This window comes from Streptomyces sp. rh34, from assembly GCF_002551245.1.
In the GTDB taxonomy this organism is placed as follows: domain Bacteria; phylum Actinomycetota; class Actinomycetes; order Streptomycetales; family Streptomycetaceae; genus Streptomyces.
The window spans coordinates 12,243-29,618 of record NZ_NTGZ01000031.1 but is presented as its reverse complement, the minus strand read 5'-3'; the positions used below and the strand labels follow the sequence as shown (position 1 = coordinate 29,618).

19 protein-coding genes are annotated in these 17,376 nt (G+C 71.1%); 10 read left to right on the top strand and 9 right to left on the bottom strand.

What is annotated here, in order from left to right:
- Positions 1–214: 214 nt before the first annotated feature.
- Genes CR470_RS09350 through CR470_RS09340 form a run of 3 tightly spaced genes read right to left on the bottom strand, consistent with a single transcriptional unit; the run spans position 215 to position 2,356 of the window.
- Positions 215–544 carry an antibiotic biosynthesis monooxygenase family protein gene (locus CR470_RS09350; protein ID WP_097867102.1) on the bottom strand — a complete coding sequence of 110 codons (330 nt, stop codon included), beginning with the start codon at positions 542–544 and terminating at the stop codon, positions 215–217.
- Entirely contained in the window at positions 541–1,665 is a 1,125-nt protein-coding gene (locus CR470_RS09345) for a sensor histidine kinase (RefSeq protein ID WP_179892193.1), read from the bottom strand. The genes CR470_RS09350 and CR470_RS09345 overlap by 4 nt, the downstream gene beginning before the upstream one ends.
- Entirely contained in the window at positions 1,658–2,356 is a 699-nt protein-coding gene (locus CR470_RS09340; RefSeq protein ID WP_097867100.1) for a response regulator transcription factor, read from the bottom strand. The genes CR470_RS09345 and CR470_RS09340 overlap by 8 nt, the downstream gene beginning before the upstream one ends.
- 86 nt (positions 2,357–2,442) lie before the next feature.
- Between CR470_RS09340 and CR470_RS09335 the strand changes: the two genes are divergently transcribed.
- The 5 genes from CR470_RS09335 to CR470_RS09315 all read left to right on the top strand — a co-directional run bounded on the left by CR470_RS09335 (position 2,443) and on the right by CR470_RS09315 (position 7,539).
- A complete protein-coding gene (locus CR470_RS09335; protein WP_097867099.1) occupies positions 2,443–3,123 on the top strand; it encodes a M15 family metallopeptidase in 681 nt (226 codons plus the stop codon).
- 23 nt (positions 3,124–3,146) lie between these two features.
- On the top strand, positions 3,147–4,271 hold the full coding sequence (locus CR470_RS09330) for an endonuclease/exonuclease/phosphatase family protein (protein WP_097867098.1): 1,125 nt from the start codon (positions 3,147–3,149) through the stop codon (positions 4,269–4,271).
- Between the two features lie 337 nt (positions 4,272–4,608).
- Positions 4,609–5,718 carry a FecCD family ABC transporter permease gene (locus tag CR470_RS09325; RefSeq protein WP_097867097.1) on the top strand — a complete coding sequence of 370 codons (1,110 nt, stop codon included), beginning with the start codon at positions 4,609–4,611 and terminating at the stop codon, positions 5,716–5,718.
- Positions 5,718–6,500: an ABC transporter ATP-binding protein gene (locus CR470_RS09320; protein WP_179892192.1), complete on the top strand. Its 783-nt coding sequence runs from the start codon at positions 5,718–5,720 to the stop codon at positions 6,498–6,500. Before CR470_RS09325 ends, CR470_RS09320 begins: the two co-directional genes overlap by 1 nt.
- 16 nt (positions 6,501–6,516) lie before the next feature.
- The gene (locus tag CR470_RS09315) at positions 6,517–7,539 is read left to right on the top strand and encodes an ABC transporter substrate-binding protein (RefSeq protein ID WP_097867096.1); all 1,023 of its coding nucleotides are present in this window, start codon (positions 6,517–6,519) and stop codon (positions 7,537–7,539) included.
- A gap of 22 nt (positions 7,540–7,561) precedes the next feature.
- Here CR470_RS09315 and CR470_RS09310 read toward each other — a convergent pair whose 3' ends face one another.
- Positions 7,562–8,470, bottom strand: coding sequence for an NAD-dependent protein deacetylase (locus CR470_RS09310; RefSeq protein ID WP_097867095.1), 909 nt, complete (start codon positions 8,468–8,470; stop codon positions 7,562–7,564).
- Between the two features lie 282 nt (positions 8,471–8,752).
- Between CR470_RS09310 and CR470_RS09305 the strand changes: the two genes are divergently transcribed.
- On the top strand, positions 8,753–9,334 hold the full coding sequence (locus CR470_RS09305) for a snapalysin family zinc-dependent metalloprotease (protein ID WP_097867094.1): 582 nt from the start codon (positions 8,753–8,755) through the stop codon (positions 9,332–9,334).
- Positions 9,335–9,434: 100 nt separating this feature from the next.
- Here the strand turns inward: CR470_RS09305 and CR470_RS09300 are convergent, their stop codons facing one another.
- Together CR470_RS09300 and CR470_RS09295 are read right to left on the bottom strand one after the other, a co-directional pair.
- On the bottom strand, positions 9,435–10,619 hold the full coding sequence (locus tag CR470_RS09300) for a GDSL-type esterase/lipase family protein (RefSeq protein ID WP_097867093.1): 1,185 nt from the start codon (positions 10,617–10,619) through the stop codon (positions 9,435–9,437).
- Positions 10,620–10,658: 39 nt separating this feature from the next.
- Complete coding sequence (locus tag CR470_RS09295; protein ID WP_097867092.1) at positions 10,659–11,231, bottom strand: TetR/AcrR family transcriptional regulator; 573 nt, start codon at positions 11,229–11,231, stop codon at positions 10,659–10,661.
- An 82-nt stretch (positions 11,232–11,313) separates the two neighbouring features.
- On the opposite strand from CR470_RS09295, the gene CR470_RS09290 reads away from it, so the two are divergent.
- The 3 genes from CR470_RS09290 to CR470_RS09280 all read left to right on the top strand — a co-directional run bounded on the left by CR470_RS09290 (position 11,314) and on the right by CR470_RS09280 (position 13,602).
- Positions 11,314–11,805 carry an FBP domain-containing protein gene (locus CR470_RS09290; protein ID WP_097867091.1) on the top strand — a complete coding sequence of 164 codons (492 nt, stop codon included), beginning with the start codon at positions 11,314–11,316 and terminating at the stop codon, positions 11,803–11,805.
- A 343-nt stretch (positions 11,806–12,148) separates the two neighbouring features.
- The gene (locus CR470_RS09285; protein WP_097867090.1) at positions 12,149–13,399 is read left to right on the top strand and encodes a cytochrome P450; all 1,251 of its coding nucleotides are present in this window, start codon (positions 12,149–12,151) and stop codon (positions 13,397–13,399) included.
- Positions 13,396–13,602 carry a ferredoxin gene (locus tag CR470_RS09280; protein ID WP_097867089.1) on the top strand — a complete coding sequence of 69 codons (207 nt, stop codon included), beginning with the start codon at positions 13,396–13,398 and terminating at the stop codon, positions 13,600–13,602. The genes CR470_RS09285 and CR470_RS09280 overlap by 4 nt, the downstream gene beginning before the upstream one ends.
- A 77-nt stretch (positions 13,603–13,679) precedes the next feature.
- Here CR470_RS09280 and CR470_RS09275 read toward each other — a convergent pair whose 3' ends face one another.
- From CR470_RS09275 to CR470_RS09260, 3 genes are all read right to left on the bottom strand, one after another.
- The gene (locus CR470_RS09275; protein ID WP_179892191.1) at positions 13,680–14,231 is read right to left on the bottom strand and encodes a tellurite resistance TerB family protein; all 552 of its coding nucleotides are present in this window, start codon (positions 14,229–14,231) and stop codon (positions 13,680–13,682) included.
- A gap of 147 nt (positions 14,232–14,378) precedes the next feature.
- Entirely contained in the window at positions 14,379–15,035 is a 657-nt protein-coding gene (locus CR470_RS09270) for a DedA family protein (RefSeq protein ID WP_097867087.1), read from the bottom strand.
- Positions 15,036–16,025: 990 nt separating this feature from the next.
- Positions 16,026–16,571 carry an MOSC domain-containing protein gene (locus CR470_RS09260; protein WP_097867085.1) on the bottom strand — a complete coding sequence of 182 codons (546 nt, stop codon included), beginning with the start codon at positions 16,569–16,571 and terminating at the stop codon, positions 16,026–16,028.
- 151 nt (positions 16,572–16,722) lie between these two features.
- On the opposite strand from CR470_RS09260, the gene CR470_RS09255 reads away from it, so the two are divergent.
- Positions 16,723–17,349 (top strand): class I SAM-dependent methyltransferase, encoded by a 627-nt coding sequence (locus tag CR470_RS09255; RefSeq protein ID WP_097867084.1) that lies wholly within the window; start codon positions 16,723–16,725, stop codon positions 17,347–17,349.
- Positions 17,350–17,376: the final 27 nt, after the last annotated feature.

Sequence of the window (17,376 nt, the reverse complement as noted above, 5' to 3'; positions counted from 1 at the left end):
TCGGTTTCAGGACCGGGACGGGCAGCGACTGGCGTGTCCGCCGTGAACGTGGGGACCGAGGAGAAGCACTGCCTGGACGTCCCGTTCGCCGGGACCATGGCCCGGCCGCTCGGAACGACCTGCCGGGCCGGAGCGACCCGCCTGGCCGGCCATCGGCCGGACCGGGCGGGTCACCCCTCGGCGCGCGCTCGCGCCACCTGTCGTACGCGTCGTGCTACGCGCCGGCCGGGGCGGCCTGCTGTACGACCTCGAAGGACCACACCGTGGACCCGCTGGCCGCCGGCTTGGGGCGCTCACCGCTCCCGGCGTCACCGCCCTGATGGGCCGCCTTCATCGGCCCCTCCATCCACGCCTGGAAGGAGGCCTCGTCACGCCAGCGCGTGTAGACGAGGTAGTCGTCCGTGCCCTCGACGGGCCGGAGCAGCTCGAACCACTCGAATCCGTCGGAGCCCTCCACGGCATGGGCCCGGGAAGCGAAGCGCTTCTCCAGCGTCTCGCGTTGTTCCTGGGGGACGGTCAGCACATTGATCTTGACTACGCTCATGGCTCCATCCTGCCGTACGAGGTCCGGACTCCGTCGGCGGGCGGGGCGATCGCGGGGAGTTCCACCGTGATACGGATCCCGCCGTCCGGGCGCGGGGTGAGGGTGAGCGTTCCGTCGTGTGCGCGGGCGATGGTCTTGACGATGGCCAGGCCGAGGCCGACGCCCGCGTGGTGGGTGCGCGTCCGTTCGGCGCCGCGTCGGAAGGGTTCGGTGAGCGTCGAGGCCAGCTGCGGGGTGACCTTCGCACCGGTGTTCTCGACCGTGAGCACCACGGTCTCCCGGCGGACGCCGGTGGTGACCCGGACGGTGCCCCGTTCGGGCAGATTGTGGACGATCGCGTTGTGCACGAGGTTCGTGGTCAGCTGGAGCAGGAGCGTCGGCGATCCGATCGCGGGGGCGATCTCGCCGCGTGTCTCGACGGTGACGTCCTGTTCTTCCGCGAGGGGGAGGAGGGTCTCGGTGGCCTCCTCCGCGAGCAGCGACAGGTCGACGCGTTCTCGGGTGAAGGAACGCCGGTCGGCGCGGCTGAGTACGAGCAGGGCCTCGGTGAGGTCGATCGCCCGGCCGTTGACGGCGTACAGACGGTCGATGATCTCGTCGGTGTCGTGGTTCGGATCGGTGCGGGCCACATCGAGAAGCGCCTTCGAGATCGCCAGCGGGGTACGCAGCTCATGGGAGGCGTTGGCCGCGAATCTCTCCTGTTCGGCGACGTGTGCTTCGAGCCGGGCGAGCATGGCGTCGAAGGCGTCGGCGAGTTCCCGGAACTCGTCCCTGCGGCCCGGCAGCCGGACCCGGTGGGAGAGCGACCCGTGCGTGGCCGCGCGGGTCGCTTCGGTGATCCGGGTCAGCGGGGCGAGCATGCGGCCGGCGAGGACCCATCCTCCCAGGAGGCCGAAGACGAGAAGGACCGCCAGCACGGTGGCCGCCGCCGGGGCGAAGGTGTACGCGAGGAGCTGACGGTTGGGGTTCTCGTGGAGCATCCGCTTGTCCCAGTCGTCGGGAACGTACTCCAGGAGGAACACCCACACCGCTGTGAGCAACAGGACGCCGGCGACCATGAGGAATCCGGCGTAGCTGAGGGTGAGCTTGAGGCGGACGCTCAACCCGGGCCGCCTAGCCATGGTCCTCTCCGTCGCCGCGACCGGTGCCGGACGCTGTGCCGATGCGGTAGCCGACGCCCGGCACGGTGGCGATGATCCACGGTTCGCCGAGGCGCTTGCGCAGGGCCGAGACGGTGATGCGTACGGCGTTGGTGAACGGGTCGGCGTGCTCGTCCCACGCGCGTTCCAGGAGCTCTTCGGCGCTGACGACACCGCCGTCGGCGGCGACGAGGACATCGAGAACCGCGAACTGCTTCCTGGTCAGCGCGACGTAGCGGCCGTCCCGGTAGACCTCCCTGCGGAAGGTGTCCAGCCGCAGACCCGCGATCTCCCGCACGGGAGGTCTGCTGTGGGCGCGTCTGCGGTCGAGCGCTCTGAGCCTGAGCACGAGTTCCCGGAGATCGAAGGGTTTCGTGAGGTAGTCGTCGGCCCCGAGTCCGAACCCGGAGGCCTTGTCGTCGAGACGGTCGGCGGCCGTGAGCATGAGGATCGGCATACCACTGCCGGAGGCGACGATGTGTTCGGCGATCTGGTCGCCGGACGGCCCGGGGATGTCGCGGTCCAGGACGGCGATGTCGTAGGTGTTGACGCTCAGCAGCTCCAGAGCGGTCTCGCCGTCACCCGCGATGTCCGCCGCGATCGCTTCGAGACGCAGGCCGTCGCGGACGGCTTCTGCCAGATAAGGTTCGTCCTCGACGATCAGCACGCGCATGCGCCGATGCTACGAGTCGGCGCCTGTCGTCCGCGTATCGAAAACCGCATACGCCTCGGCAACACCGCGCTGCCTTGACTGGCGGTATGACTCGACCACCGCCGTCAGTGCGAACACCACCCCACCGGGCGGGCCGGCCCCTCGTCGTCGGCGCGGTAGCCGTCGTGGCGGCGATCGCCACGGCCCTCGGCCATGCCCTGCTGACCCCCTCACAGGCCCCGTCGCCCTCGGCCTCGGCCCGCTCCCCGTCCGCCGCCCCCTCCTCGGCCCCGGCACCCCTGCCTCCGCTCCACCGTGAGCACGGTGGAGCACTGGGAGAGGCCGACGGCGTCGTCCCCGACGGCGTGACGGTGCTCGACGACGGGATCCCGGCCGTCGCCCGTCTCGACGCGGATCTGCTCGCGGTACTCCGCCGGGCGGCGCGGGAGGCGGCGCGGGACGGCGTCGAGTTCGCCGTCAACAGCGGCTGGCGATCACCGGAGTATCAGAATGAGCTGCTCCGCGAGGCGGTCGCGCGGTACGGGTCGAAGGCCGAGGCCGCCCGGTGGGTGGCCACCGCGAAGACGTCGCCGCACGTGTCGGGGGACGCGGTCGACATCGGGCCTGCGGACGCGACGAAGTGGCTGGCCGAGCGCGGCGCCGCGTACGGACTGTGCCAGACCTACCGGAACGAGCCCTGGCACTACGAGCTGCGCCCGGAAGCGATCGACCGGGGTTGTCCGCGCATGTACGCCGACCCCACCCAGGACCCGAGGACGCGACAGTGACCGGCAGCGAACGAGGACGGACGATGACACAGGTGGACACGGCCGGGACCGCGCAGGGTGACGTGCACACGGCCGGGACCGCGCAGAGCTACCTGGACACGCCCGGTTCCGGGCAGGGCGATGCCTGTCCCCGGGACGCGGGGCCCGGGGACACCGGCCCCCGGGGCACCGGCGCGAGGACAGGTCTCTGGAGGCGCGGCCGGGTACTCGCGGCGGCGGCGCTGCTGCTGGGCCTGTTCCTGATGCTGCACGCGAGCATCCCGAACCGGGTCGGGAACCTCGGCAGCCTGGTGGAGACCTTCCTCCCGTGGTTCGGCCTGTTCATCCCGGTGCTGCTGGCCGGGGCGCTGCTGCGCCGCTCCGTCCTCGCGGTCGTCGCGCTGCTGTTGCCGGCCGTCGTGTGGCTGACCCTCTTCGGCGGGCTGCTCACCGACAAGTCCCACCCGGGCGGCGACCTCACCGTGGTCAGCCACAACGTCGGCGCCGACAACCCCGACGCGGCGGGCACCGCGCGCGACCTGGCCGCCTCCGGCGCGGACGTGCTGGCACTCGAAGAGCTGGCCCCGGAGGCCCGGGGGGCGTACGAGAAGGAGCTGGCGACGACGTACCCGCACCACACGGTGCTGGGCACGGTCGGGCTGTGGAGCAAGCTGCCGCTGTCGGACACCCGGCCGGTCGACGTCAAGATGGACATGGGGCCGCTGGCGGACACCAAGCCTGCCGCCGTCAAGCTGGAATACAACCGGGGCCTGCGAACCACGGTGGCCACACACCACGGACCCCTGGCGGTGTACGTGGCGCATCTCGGGTCCGTCCGGGTGAATCCCCGGGCGGGCCTCTCGACGGGCCAACGGGACGCCGGCGCGCAGTCGCTCGGCCGGGCCGTCGCCGCCGAGCGAAACGAGCGGGTGGTGCTGCTCGGCGATCTGAACGGCACCCTGGACGACCGCGCGTACGCGGGCATCACCGCGCGGATGCGATCGGCGCAGGAGACGGCCGGCGGTGGTTTCGGCTTCAGCTGGCCCGCCACCTTCCCGGTGGTGCGGATCGATCAGATCCTGGTTCGGGGCGTGGAGCCGGAGAGCTCGTGGGTCCTGCCCGCGACCGGCAGCGACCACCTCCCGGTGGCGGCCCGCATCAGCTGGTGAACACCGCGGAGGGCTTCGGACGCGTCCGGAGCCCTCCTGCCGTCTCGCGGCGGCAACGGGACCTTCCGTGTCCTGCTGTTGTTCACCCTCCTCCGGAGGAGGGCGGACGAACGCGCTAGGCTGCGTTCCGCCACGGGGGAAGTCCGGTCGAAATCCGGCGCTGACCCGCAACGGTAGACGGAGCCCCTCCCCGGGGCGCCGTGAGCCCGATCACCCGCGGCGGAGAAGGCTCCTGACGATTCGCCGTGGACTGCGAACGGGCGCTGCGCGGGGCGGCCGCCGTCCGGGGCCGCTCCTCATCGCGCGACGCACGGCCCGAGGCGAAAGCGACCGGCCTGTGGCCACGTCTGTCGACCGCATACCCTCCGAGCCGCCGCGCCCCGTGCACGTCGGCACCGGACCGGCGCCACCCCGGCGCATGCCCCTGCCGCTCCTCCTGGCCGGCCTGGCTCCGGCCCTGCCTCTCTCGCTCGTCTGCGGGGCGGCGCTCGGGGCGTCGGGGCTCTCCTGGGCGGAGGTGACGCGCTACCTGTGGGCAGGGCTCACCGGCGGAGCCATCGGCCCCGACGAGGTCCCGGCCTACACCATCGTCTGGGAACTGCGCCTGCCACGAGCCGTGCTGGCCGCCGTCGTCGGGGCCGGCCTGTCGGCCATCGGCGTCGCGGTCCAGGCCATGGTGCGCAACGCGCTCGCCGACCCGTTCGTGCTCGGCATCTCCTCGGGCGCGGCGGTCGGCGCCAACGCCGTACTCATCTTCGGGGCCTTGGGAGCGCTGGGCGTCTGGGCCCTGTCCACGGCGGCGTTCCTCTCCGCACTTCTGGCCATGCTGCTCGTGTACGCGGTCGCCCGCACCGAACGCGGACTGACCCCGCTCCGGCTCGTCCTGACGGGAACCGCGATGTACTACGGCTTCTCGGCCGTCACCACGTTCATGGTGTTCGCGGCCGAGCGCGGGGAAGCGGCCCGCTCCGCGATGATGTGGCTGCTGGGCAGCCTCGGCGGGGCCAACTGGACGGCCGTGCCGATCGCCGCCGGAGCGGTGCTCGCCGGCCTCGCGCACCTCGGCTGGTCGGCACGGCGCCTGAACGCCCTCGCCCTGGGCGACGAGACCGCCGCCGCACTCGGGGTCGATCCCGGGAGACTGCGCAAGGAGCTCTTCCTCGTCTCCGCGGCCGTCACCGGGGCGGTCGTCGCGGTGAGCGGAGCGATCGGCTTCGTCGGCCTGATGGTCCCGCACGCCGCACGGATGCTGGTCGGCGCGGACCACCGCCGGCTCCTGGCCGTCGCACCCCTGGCGGGGGCCGTCCTGCTGATCTGGGTGGACATCCTCTCGCGCGTGGTGCTGGCCCCGGCCGAGCTGCCGGTGGGCGTCCTCACCGCGGTCATCGGCGTCCCCTGCTTCATCCTCCTCATGCGCCGGCGCGCCTACTCCTTCGGAGGCATCTGATGCGGATCGACATCGACGCGCTCACCGTCGAGATCGCCGGTGCACGGCTGGTGGACCAGGTCACCCTGGGCGCGGCCGACGGGCAGCTCGTCGGCCTGGTCGGTCCCAACGGCAGCGGCAAGTCGACCCTGTTGCGCTGTGTCTACCGGGCCCTGCGCCCCTCGACCGGCGCCGTCAGGATCGGCGGTGAGGACCTCCACACCCTGAGCGCCCGGGAAGGCGCCCGGCGGCTGGCCGCCCTTCCGCAGGACGCGGTCGCCGCATTCGACTTCACCGTCGCCGAGATCGTCGCCATGGGGCGGCTGCCGCACCAGGGGCCGGTGGCCAGGGCGTCCGACGAGGACCGCCGCCTCTGCGCCGAGGCGCTGGAGGGGGTCGGCGCGGGACACCTGGCCGAACGGGGCTTCCTCACCCTCTCCGGCGGCGAGCGGCAACGCGTCCTGATCGCCCGCGCCCTGGCCCAGCGGCCCCGGGTCCTGGTACTCGACGAGCCCACCAACCACCTGGACATCGCCCACCAGCTGGAAGTCCTCGCCCTGGTCCGCGGCAGCGGCCTGACCGTGCTCACCGCCCTGCACGACCTGAATCTGGCGGCCCTGCACTGCGACCTGGTCCACGTCATCGACAGCGGCCGGATCGTCGCCTCCGGGGCCCCGCACGCGGTCCTGACCACCGAGCTGCTGGCCGACGTCTTCGGCGTACGGGCGCACCGCGTCGCGCATCCGGAGACCGGCGCGCTCCAACTGCTCTTCGACCTCCCCCCTGCCCGCCCCACTTCCTGAAGGAGCCTCGACCACCATGCGCGACCCCCTACGTACCGCGGCCCTCGTCCTCGCGGCCGCCCTGGCCCTCACCGGCTGCGGAGCGGACGTCACCTCGCAGGCGGACGGGAAGGACACCGCGTCCGGGGCCGACCGCCACTACCCGGTCACCGTCGAGAACTGCGGGGAGAAGAAGACGTACGACAAGGCCCCGCGACGCGTCGTCACCAACGACACCGGGATCACCGAGATCATGTTCGCCCTCGGACTCGAGGACCACATGGCCGGGTACGTGATGCCCGACGACAAGGGCGACATGACGTCCGTCCCCTGGAAGGACGGCTACCGGAAGACCAAGTGGCTCTCCAAGGAGCGGATCAACAAGGAACTGGTCCTCGACGCCCGCGCCGACCTGGTCTTCGCCGGCTGGAACTACGGATTCAACGAGGGGGAGGGGTTCACCCCCGCAGAACTGGAGCGCGTGGGCATCGACTCGTACCTGCTCAGCGAGTCGTGCCGCAACGGGCAGGGCAAGGCGCGCGGAGTCATGCCCCCGCTCGAAGCGCTCTACACCGACCTGCGGAACCTCGGAAAGATCTTCGACGTCGAGGACCGGGCGGACACCCTCATCACATCGTTCCGTGAGGAGGTCGCCGCCGCACGGGCGAAGGCGGCCGAGGGCGGTGACCGTCTCCGCGTCTTCCTGTACGACGACGGGAAGGACAAGCCGCTGACCTCGGGCGCCTACGCCGGACCGCACGACATCATCACCAAGGCCGGCGGCGACCACATCATGAAGGATCTCAAGGACAGCTGGACGACGGTGGGCTGGGAGACCGTGGTCGACCGCGACCCCGAGGTCATCGTCATCAACGACTACGGCGACACCGGAGCGGACGAGAAGCGGAGGTTCCTGAAGTCCTACAAGCCGCTCGCCGGCGTATCCGCGATTCTGAACGACCGGATCGTCGTACTCGACTACGTGGACCTGGTCGAGAGCCCGCGCAACCCCGCGGCCATCAGCTCGCTGGCGGAGGAGCTGAGGAAGTTCGCCCGGTAGAGCCCGGGGACACCCCGCGACCTCACCCGGACCCTGCCGTCCGGTCGTCGTCGACGGGAACGCCCAGCCGGCCGGCCGCGGTGGTGAGGGCGTCGCCCAGCGGGAGGGCGATACGGGTCAGGGCGTGCCGGTCGCCCCGGGTCGGGTCCCGGTTGACGATCAGCACCGGAACTCCCGCCTGGGCGGCCTGGCGGACGAACCGGAGCCCGGACATCACCGTCAGCGAGGAGCCCAGCACCAGCAGGGTGCTCGCCCCCCGGACCATGTCGCGGCAGTGTTCGACCCGCCCCGGGGGCACGGCCTCGCCGAAGAACACCACGTCCGGTTTGAGGACGCCGCCGCAGACCGCGCACGGCACCACGCGGAAGTCCCCGACCTGCTCGTCCGTGAGATCAGCGTCGCCGTCCGGATTCATCGAGGCGGCCACCGGCGCGAAGCCCTCGTTGGCCTCCTCCAGCCGGCGCGCCAGCTCGGGGCGCGGGCTGGAGGCACCGCAGGACAGGCAGACGACCCGGTCCAGGCGCCCATGAAGGTCCACGACGCCTTCGCTGCCGGCGGCCTGGTGCAGGCCGTCGACGTTCTGGGTGATCACACCCGAGAGCAGCCCCCGCCGCCCGAACGCGGCCACGGCCCGGTGCCCGGCGTTGGGCCGGGCGCGGCCGAACGTACGCCAGCCCAGATGGCTGCGCGCCCAGTACCGGCGACGGGCCCCTGCGTCGGCGGTGAAGTCCTGGTAGGTCATCGGGGTGTGGCGGCTCAGGCTCCCGCCCTCGCCCCGGTAGTCGGGGATGCCCGACTCCGTGGAGATGCCCGCACCGCTCAGGACCAGAACACCGCCACCACGCAGCGCCTCGACGACCGGCTCCAGGTCCGTCGTGCCCGGCAGTGGCTCCTCGGTGGAGGTCCAGCTCAGGGTGGGTCGCATGCGCATGCCCTCAGCGTACGGAACATGCCCCGGATGGCGACGATGCCCGCGACCGGGGCGCCGGGGGCGACCCGATGGGACGAAGCGTCCCGGGCCGAAGATCCCGGCAGGGTGCGTTTCCGGCCTCATTTTATGGCAGGTGCATGATCAAGCCGCGATCGCGGCATAGGTTCTGCGGCCCCGGGAGGATCGGCAACCGGCCCTTGCGTCCCCACGGTTCGCGGTGGCGATCCTCCCACTCCCTCGGCTCCGCGCGGAGCCGAGCCCCCCATGAGTGAAGGGACAACCATGCTGGATTCCAGATGGCTCAGAGCAGTCGGTGTCGCCGCGGCGATCACCCTGGCCACCGCTACGGCGGCGCAGGCCGCTCCCGCGCCGGACCCGGCGGCGGCGCAGGGCGCGTCGGCGGTGGTGACGCTCCGGTACGACGACAGCCGGGCCGGCGGCTGGGAGGCGGAGATCGCGGCAGGGGTCGCCTCGTGGAACTCCAACGTCGACAACGTCAAGCTGGTCGAGGCCGCACCCGGCACGCGTGCCGAGATACAGATCGTGGCCACCAGCGGCTGGCCGCAGGCCACACTCGGTCCGGTCCGGCCCGGTGGCCGGGCCAGGGTGGAGCTGGGCAGCCAGGCGGTTTCCCAGGGCCACGACAAGACCCGTATCGCCGCTCACGAACTCGGCCACAGCCTGGGTCTGCCGGACACCAAGCCAGGCCCCTGCTCCCAGCTGATGTCGGGATCCAGCGCAGGCATCAGCTGCAAGAACGCCGTACCGAACGCGGCCGAGCAGTACCGCGTCGAGTCCGCCTACGCGGGCGGCCTCGCCCCGCGCGTGCCGGCTGACGGGCGTGTCCTGGTGGACGCCTCGTAACCGGTCGTACGAGGACACAAGAGGTGCCGGCCCCGTTCTGAACCGGCGCCCGGTCACCCCCGTTCCCGGCACCCGCCGCCGGGGCCCGGGAGCGGGGGCTTCACCGGTTCTTCGGGCCGAACGGTCCGTCGGGGCCGAACGCGAGGCGGGCGAAGCGTTCGGCGATGCGCCGGTGGGCGGCGGGGTCCGGGTGCAGGTCGTCGGGGAGCGGGAGTTCGGCGTGGTCGCTCTCGCCGTAGAGGTCGAGGCCGTCGAGGTAGTGCAGATGAGGGTCGGCGGCGGCGCGTTGTGCGACGATCCGGGCCAGCTCGTCCCGGATGACGGTGAGGGTCAGCTTCCCGGCGGCGCTCTCCGCGGGGTCGCCGATGGCCACGAACCGCAGCCGCCCCTCGCTCATCGCGCTGCTGTCCGGGGCGCTGGGGCCCGGAGTGGTCTCGTGGATGGGACAGCAGATCGGCGAGACCACCAGCAGCGGTGCGGTGGGGTGGCCTTCGCGGATCGTGTCGAGGAAGCCGTGGACGGCCGGGCCGAACGCGCGCAGCCGCATCAGGTCGGCGTTGACGAGGTTGATGCCGAGCTTGACGCTGATCAGGTCGGCGGGGGTGTCGCGCATGGCGCGGGCGGTGAAGGGGTCGAGCAGGGCGCTGCCGCTGAATCCCAGGTTGATCAGCTCGGCCTCGCCGAGGTTCGCGGCCAGGGCGGGCCAGGTGCCGGTCGGGGTGGCGGCGTTGGATCCGTGGCTGATGGAGCTGCCGTGGTGCAGCCACACGGGCCGGCCGGTCGGGGCGGGGCTCTGGAGCGGTGCGTCGGTGCGCAGGGCGACCAGGAGTGTGGTCTCGTCGTGCGGAAGCCAGATCTCGACGTCCTTCTCATCGTCCGGCAGGCCGGTGAACCGGAGCGTTTCCACGGGACCGGGCCGGGTCCGCGAGGCCATCGAGGCCAGATCGATGGTGATCGTGTCGCCGTCGGGGGCACTGGCCCGGGCCGCGGGGCGGCCGTCCACGAGGAGCTCGTACACGCCGTCGGGGCGCGGCGGCGCTCCGGGGTAGACGCGCTTGGTGGCCACCACGTCCAGCTCGACGACGGTGGCCCGGGTGCGGAACGCCAGCCGGACCCCGGAGGGCTGCGATTCGGCCATGGCCAACTGGTCGTCGGGAATCTGCCGCCGTGCCCGCGCGGGCAGCCGGTGCGGCAGCACGCCGCGCTCGGTCGGCTCCAGGTCGAGAGCGCCCCGCAGGATGTCGGCGCTGATGGGGGTCGTCGTCCAGTCGTGCCGGATGGTCATGTTCTCGGCCTCTTCGTTCGTCGAGGGGCGGGAGGCGGGTCAGGAGGGGGCGGGCCAGTTGCGCAGCAGGGAGTCGAGCGCGTCGAGGATCTCCGTCCAGCTCTCCTGGGAGTCGGGGGAGCTGTGGCGGAAACCGCCGGCCGTCTCCAGCCCCACGTAGCCGCTGAAGACGCTGCCCAGGAGCCGCACCGCGTGTGTTTGCTGGAGTTCGGTCAGGTCGTAGCCGCGCAGGATCGCCCGCATCATCCGGGAGTGCCGGACGCCGGCGCTCGCGGCCGCCGTGTCCGCGTCGAGCCGGAACCCTGCCGCGGCGAAGCGTCCCGGATGCTGGAGGGCGTAGTCGCGGTAGGCGTTGGCGAAGGCGCCGAGCGCGTCGCGGCCCGCCCGCCCCGCGAGCGCCGCCGACGCCTGGTCGGCGAGTTCCTCCAGTGCCAGCAGGGCGATCTTCGTCCTGAGGTCGTGGGCGTTCTTGACGTGTGAATACAGGCTCGCGGTCTTGATGCCCAGCTTCCGGGCGAGCTCCGACGGGGTCACCTGCTCGAAGCCGATCTCGTCCGCCAGCTCGGCCCCCGCCCGTACGACGCGCTCCGCGGCCGGCCCTGCTCGTGCCATGCGAACCTCCGAACGCTTACCTGCGGTTACCTAAGCAAATATATGTTTGCCTAATGGGATTAGGCAAATTAGCGTGAGTTGCATGAAGCCCCTGACCGAGCAAGAGATCCGTACCTCCTTCGTGAACTGCACCAAGGGCGAGGCCAAGCGCCTGTCCGTACCCCGCGACATCGCCGACCGGCCCTGGGACGACCTGGACTTCCTGGGCTGGCGCGACCCTCAGGCCCCCGACCGGGCCTACCTGGTGCTCGACCCGGGCCAGGGTCCCGTCGGCATCCAGCTGCGCTCCTCCGACGCCGGATCCTGGCAGACCCGCCGCAGCATGTGCTCGATCTGTGTGACCGTCCACACCGGAGGCATTTCCCTCCTGGTGGCCCCCAAGTCCGGGAAAGCGGGCCAGCAGGGCAACTCGGTCGGCGCCTACATGTGCAGCGACCTCGCCTGCTCGCTCTACGTACGCGGGAAGAAGGACGCGGGCGTCGGGGCGCGGCTCCGGGAGTCGCTCACCCTGGAAGAGCAGATCGAGCGAACCGTGGCGAACCTCGTGGCGTTCATCGCCAAGGTGACGGCGTGACCCGACGCGTCCGCGGGGGCGTCGCCGTGCGGCACGGGAAGCTCGGGCGCGCCTCCACCGGCCGTGGGCGGCACGGTTCGACGGCATGGTTCCGGACGTCGCGGTGAACGGTTCCGGCCGCGGCGGGGGCGATGCTCGCTCCGGTGCCGCTCCACCGCACTCGCTGGACCTGAGCGGACGCGAAACCGTTCGACCGTGTGCGAAAGACACCGGCCAGATCCGCGGTCCCGCGAAGTGGCCGGTCCGGGCGTCGACCCGATAGGTGCCTGGGGCATCCAATTGGGTGAGGTGCGGAGCGACCCGCTCCGCACCTATCACCGAGCACTGCGAGGCGACCGCTCCCATGACGGAATCCACGACGGAACCGGCCCGCCAGGACCCCGCTCTCACCGGCCCTACCACCGAACCGACCTCCGCGACACCGTTCCCGCAGGACCGCGAGTGCCCCTACCACCCGCCCACCGGGTACGAACCGCTGCGCGCGGACCGGCCGCTGAGCCGAGTCACCCTCTTCGACGGACGTCCGGTCTGGGCGGTCACCGGCCACGCCCTGGCCCGCCGGCTGCTGGCGGATCCGCGGCTGTCCACCGACCGAACCCATCCCGGGTTTCCCGTTCCGGCCGAGCGGTTCGTGAACGTGCAGCGGCGGCGCGTGGTCCTGCTCGGCGTCGACGACCCCGAGCACAACGTCCAGCGCAGGATGCTCATCCCGAGCTTCTCCGTGAAGCGGATCGCCGCGCTGCGCCCTCGCATCCAGGAGACGGTGGACCGACTGCTGGACGCGATGGAGCGGCAGGGGCCGCCGTCCGAGCTGGTCGCTGATTTCGCGCTGCCGGTGCCGTCGATGGTGATCTGCGCGCTCCTCGGTGTTCCGTACGCCGACCACGAGTTCTTCGAGGGCTGTTCGCGCCGGCTCCTGCGGGGTCCGGGCGCGGCCGATGTGGACCGGGCCCGGATCGAGCTGGAGGACTATCTGGGTGCCCTGATCGACCGCAAGCGGGTCGAGCCGGGGGAGGGGCTCCTGGACGAGCTGATCCACCGGGACCACCCGGAGGGGCCCGTCGACCGCGAGGACCTCGTCTCGTTCGCCGTGATCCTGCTCGTGGCGGGGCACGAGACGACGGCGAACATGATCTCGCTCGGCACGTTCACACTGCTGAGGCACCCGGGGCAACTGGAGGCACTGCGGTCCGGAGGGACGACGACGGCCGCGGTGGTCGAGGAGCTGTTGCGGTTCCTGTCCATCGCCGACGGTCTTCAGCGGCTGGCGACCGAGGACATCGAGGTGGCCGGGACGACGATCCGCGAGGGCGAGGGCGTGCTCTTCTCGACCTCGCTCATCAACCGCGACACCGAGGTGTTCGAGCATCCGGAGACGCTCGACTGGGACCGGTCCGCCCGCCACCATCTCGCCTTCGGCTTCGGCGTCCACCAGTGCCTGGGCCAGAACCTGGCCCGCACCGAGCTCGACATCGCCCTGCGCACGCTCTTCGAGCGGCTGCCGTCACTCAGGCTCGCCGTGCCCGCACACGAGATCCAGCACAAACCCGGGGACACGATCCAGGGTCTGCTGGAACTGCCCGTGGCCTGGTGAGCGGCGTGGGAGTCCAGGTCGACAAGGAACGCTGCGTGGGGGCCGGCATGTGCGCGCTGACCGCGCCGGACGTGTTCACGCAGGACGACGACGGGTTCAGCGAGACGCTTCCCGGCCGCCCGGCGGAGCCGGGGGACCATCCGCTGGTGCGGGAGGCCGTACGGGCCTGCCCGGTCGGGGCGGTGACCCTGACCGACGACTGACGGGCCGGGGCCCGGCGGGACGTCACACGGTCACGCCCGCCGGGCACCTGCCCGCTACGAGAAGCGCACCGGCCGGATCAGAGGCCGAACTCCTGCGGCGACACCCCGAGCGCCATGCACGCTTCCCGCAGAACCTGCGCCTCGGCCGGGGCGATGTACCCGTCCGCACCGGCGATCACGAAGCCGGTCTGGACGACCGCCTTGGCCTCCACGGGCTTCTTCGCGGCCTTGGCGATCTCCTGCATGGCCTCGGTCTTGCCCTGCTGGAAGTTGAACATCATCTGATCGACATGCTTGTTGAACCTCTGCCGCAACTGCTCGGGAGGGAAGTTCTGCAGTACGTCGTTCTGCAGGATCAGCGTCTCCACGTGGTGCCGCTCCGCGGGGTCGACAGACCCGTCGGCGGCCGCGACCAGAGCGCACATCGCCATACTGGCGTCCCGGTACGCCCCGCTCTTGAGCTCCGTCTTCAGGGAGCCGAGCTGCGACTTGAGCAGCCCCACCAGCTTCTCCTTCGAGCCGCCCGCGGCTCCGGTACCCGCCTGCCGCTGGCCGGCGGGGCCCCTTGTGCCCTGCGACTGCTGCTGCAGCCCCTTGGCCTGGTCCTTGATGCGGTCCCACATAGCCATGCGTGCCACCTTGTCGATCGGATCGATGGTCCGCGCAACGTGCGCGGCCTCTTGCAACCATTCTTCGTGGACCGCCCGTCGGCGGCCCTCGCCCGCTGACCGGTGAGTCACCCGAAGCAGGCGGCTCCGGGAGGCTCGTCGAACCGATCACGCGTGGTCCTTCTGCCGATCACCTCGACGGGAACGCAGCCTGCGACCGACCGCCACGGCCAGCGCTGCGACCACCAGCACCAGAACAACCTTCGAGAGCACCCCGACGTAACTCTCCACGAGGTCCCACTGGTCACCCAGCAGATATCCGGCCATGACGAGGATGAAGTTCCATATGAAGCTGCCCAGAGCGGTGAGCAGGACGAAGATCGGCAGAGGCATCCGCTCGACGCCGGCCGGGACACTGATCAGACTGCGAAAGATCGGAATCATCCGGCCGAAGAAGATGGCCTTCATGCCGTGCTTGAGGAACCATTGTTCGGTCTTCTTCAGGTCGGACACCTTCACCAGCGGAAGCCGCTCCCACAGGGCGTACATACGGTCCCGGCCGAAGAGAGCGCCGATCTGATAGAGGGCGACAGCACCCACCACCGACCCCAGCGTCGTCCAGAACAGGGCGGAGAACAGGCTGATCACTCCCTGCCCCGCGGCAAAACCCGTCAGCGGCAGAATGACTTCGCTCGGCAACGGCGGGAAGAGGTTCTCCAAGGCGATCGCCAGCCCGGCCCCGGGGCCGCCCAAGGTTTCGACAAGGCTGGTCGCCCATCCCGCGATGCCGCTCGCCGGCTCCGAGGCGAGGGGGAAATACTGCATGTGCGTCTGCTCCAGGACTGAGTCGGGGGCCGAGGCCAGGGTGCTGACCGCATCGGCGTCATATCTATTGGGGCGGGAAACCCCACAGGATCCGATCGGATAACGAGAGAGGAATCCGAGGGGCATCGCGATCGCGTCGCGGCGGAATTCCGCGTGACGCGGGACGTGATGACGTATCCGCGAGCGGGAGATCAGAGCCTGAGCGCCGAGGGCCTGCGCACCGAACGGGTCGGGGCAGGGTGCACTTCGCCGAGTCGAGGGCCGAGCCGCTGACTGGCGCCAGGCCGTGCGGGGGCCCGGCGGGCTGCCGCAGGGTGATCGGATGGTTCGCTCAGCAGCGAAGGATCTGGACACGGTCAGGGCTTCGCGAGCCCGAGTGCGAAGAATGCTGCCGGGCGACATCCGTCGCACAGTCGTCAGGATCCGGTGACGATGAGGGAATGCCTGCCTGCACAGGAGGCGAGGCCGTCGTGCTTCCCGCTTTGTGGCGGTGCTGGAGCGTGACGTCACCGTCCACGCCCTCCAGCGGAGTGCTCGGCCCTGACCCGTCGAATACGGACACGGCGTGAGAATGAGTCGCCGTGTCGACGGTCTGCAGGGTCTGAGCCGAGGCGCCGAGAGCGAACGCGGAAATCATCAGCAGCACGGCGATTCCGGCGTAGAAGGCCAGCATCTCCCTGCAGCGCATTCCTACGCTCCCTGTCCCGGTCGATTCGGCCCGCAAGCTGAAGTGCCAAAGCCGCTCGGCGAATTGCCGCCGCAGGACTGCACTCTAACAGCCCGAACTGAAGCGAACCCGAAGCTCATTTCGCCCTACGGCTCACGCGCTGCGGCAGCTGTGCGTGAGCCGGGCGCCGGCCGTGCGGTGGGGCCGCGTCGGCCGCAGAGGCCGCTCCCCGGTCGCGACGGGGGAGCGTCCGCCGCGGAATCGGCGCCGACTGCCGACCGGGCCGGGGCCGGGTGGTGGCTCGGCCTTCTCGGACGGGTCGTCTAGACGCGTTCCAGGGCCTGGTGAGGGAGAGGCGGCAGTTCGATCCCGACGGCGTCGCCGGCGCGGACCGTCCCACCGGTACGGACCACGGCCATGACGCCCGACTTGAAGGTGAACTCGCCCGACACGGGGTCCAGGGCGAAGACCTCGCCCAGCAGCCCTTGACGGAAGTCGTTGATCTTCGCGCACGGATTGCGCAGCCCGGTCACCTCCAACACCGCATCCTCACCGAGGCGCAGGAGGGATCCGGTGGGGAGGCCGAGAAGATCCACTCCCGCGGTCGTGATGTTCTCGCCGAGCTGGCCCGCCGACACGTCGAAGCCCTTGAGCGCGAGCTCCGCGAAGAGTTCCTCGTGCATCAGGTGGACCTGGCGCAGGTTGGGCAGGTCCGGTTCGTACGTCATGCGGAACTGGTGGCGAATCGTCTTTCCCGCATGCACGTCCCCTTCCACGCCGAGCCCGGCGAGCAGGGTGATGGACGGGTGGGTGGGTTTGCTGAACGCGTACCGCTCGTTGCGGCTCACCGCGGTGACCTGGCCGCCCATCGTGTCCTCCGTGCGTCGTCGTCCGTGCCGCGATCCTACGGAGGTGTCCCGGGCTCGGCGGGAGAGCCCGGCCGGGAGCCACCCGAACCGGACGCCGTGTGACAGTCTCGTTTATGCTCCCGCTGCGGGCTGACCGGAAGGCAAGCTGAACATGACTGGGCAACGCGATCGTTGGGCGGAACTGACCGGTGGACAGGCTGGGGAGGAATATGCCCAGCGGTTCGCACGGCTCGCCGAGTCGGGCCACGACATCCACGGCGAGGCCTCCTTCTGCGCCGCGTTGCTGAGTCCGGCCGGCCGGGTGCTCGACGCGGGCTGCGGCACCGGCCGGATCGCGATCCGGCTGGCCGAACTGGGCCACCACTGCACCGGCGTGGACGTCGACTCCTCGATGCTCGCCGTCGCACGCCGCGAAGCACCCGCGCAGGACTGGCGCCTCGGTGACCTGGCCCGCCTGGACGCACTCGGTCTGGACCCGGACTTCGACCTGGTGCTCGCCGCCGGAAACGTCATCCCCCTGCTGGCCCCCGGCACCGGGGCGACCGTCGTCGGGCACCTGGCCGCCGCACTGCGCCCCGGCGGTCTGCTGGTCACCGGCATGGGACTGGACCCGGCGCACCTGCCGCTCGACGAAGCACCGGTGACCATCACCGAGTTCGACCACTGGTGCGCCCGGGCCGGACTGGTCCTGCGGCAGCGCTACGCGACCTGGAGCGGCGACCCGTACAACGACGGCGGTGGCTACGCGGTCAGCGTGCACACCCGCCCCGCCACCTGAACCCGCGGCCCTTCCGGCAGCCCGGTC

Coding starts and splice junctions, on each gene's coding strand:
- CR470_RS09350 (WP_097867102.1), bottom strand. CDS start 544: ATGAGCGTAGTCAAGATCAATGTGCTGACCGTCCCCCAGGAACAACGC.
- CR470_RS09345 (WP_179892193.1), bottom strand. CDS start 1,665: ATGGCTAGGCGGCCCGGGTTGAGCGTCCGCCTCAAGCTCACCCTCAGC.
- CR470_RS09340 (WP_097867100.1), bottom strand. CDS start 2,356: ATGCGCGTGCTGATCGTCGAGGACGAACCTTATCTGGCAGAAGCCGTC.
- CR470_RS09335 (WP_097867099.1), top strand. CDS start 2,443: ATGACTCGACCACCGCCGTCAGTGCGAACACCACCCCACCGGGCGGGC.
- CR470_RS09330 (WP_097867098.1), top strand. CDS start 3,147: ATGACACAGGTGGACACGGCCGGGACCGCGCAGGGTGACGTGCACACG.
- CR470_RS09320 (WP_179892192.1), top strand. CDS start 5,718: ATGCGGATCGACATCGACGCGCTCACCGTCGAGATCGCCGGTGCACGG.
- CR470_RS09315 (WP_097867096.1), top strand. CDS start 6,517: ATGCGCGACCCCCTACGTACCGCGGCCCTCGTCCTCGCGGCCGCCCTG.
- CR470_RS09310 (WP_097867095.1), bottom strand. CDS start 8,470: ATGCGCATGCGACCCACCCTGAGCTGGACCTCCACCGAGGAGCCACTG.
- CR470_RS09305 (WP_097867094.1), top strand. CDS start 8,753: ATGCTGGATTCCAGATGGCTCAGAGCAGTCGGTGTCGCCGCGGCGATC.
- CR470_RS09300 (WP_097867093.1), bottom strand. CDS start 10,619: ATGACCATCCGGCACGACTGGACGACGACCCCCATCAGCGCCGACATC.
- CR470_RS09295 (WP_097867092.1), bottom strand. CDS start 11,231: ATGGCACGAGCAGGGCCGGCCGCGGAGCGCGTCGTACGGGCGGGGGCC.
- CR470_RS09290 (WP_097867091.1), top strand. CDS start 11,314: ATGAAGCCCCTGACCGAGCAAGAGATCCGTACCTCCTTCGTGAACTGC.
- CR470_RS09285 (WP_097867090.1), top strand. CDS start 12,149: ATGACGGAATCCACGACGGAACCGGCCCGCCAGGACCCCGCTCTCACC.
- CR470_RS09275 (WP_179892191.1), bottom strand. CDS start 14,231: ATGGCTATGTGGGACCGCATCAAGGACCAGGCCAAGGGGCTGCAGCAG.
- CR470_RS09270 (WP_097867087.1), bottom strand. CDS start 15,035: ATGCAGTATTTCCCCCTCGCCTCGGAGCCGGCGAGCGGCATCGCGGGA.
- CR470_RS09260 (WP_097867085.1), bottom strand. CDS start 16,571: ATGGGCGGCCAGGTCACCGCGGTGAGCCGCAACGAGCGGTACGCGTTC.
- CR470_RS09255 (WP_097867084.1), top strand. CDS start 16,723: ATGACTGGGCAACGCGATCGTTGGGCGGAACTGACCGGTGGACAGGCT.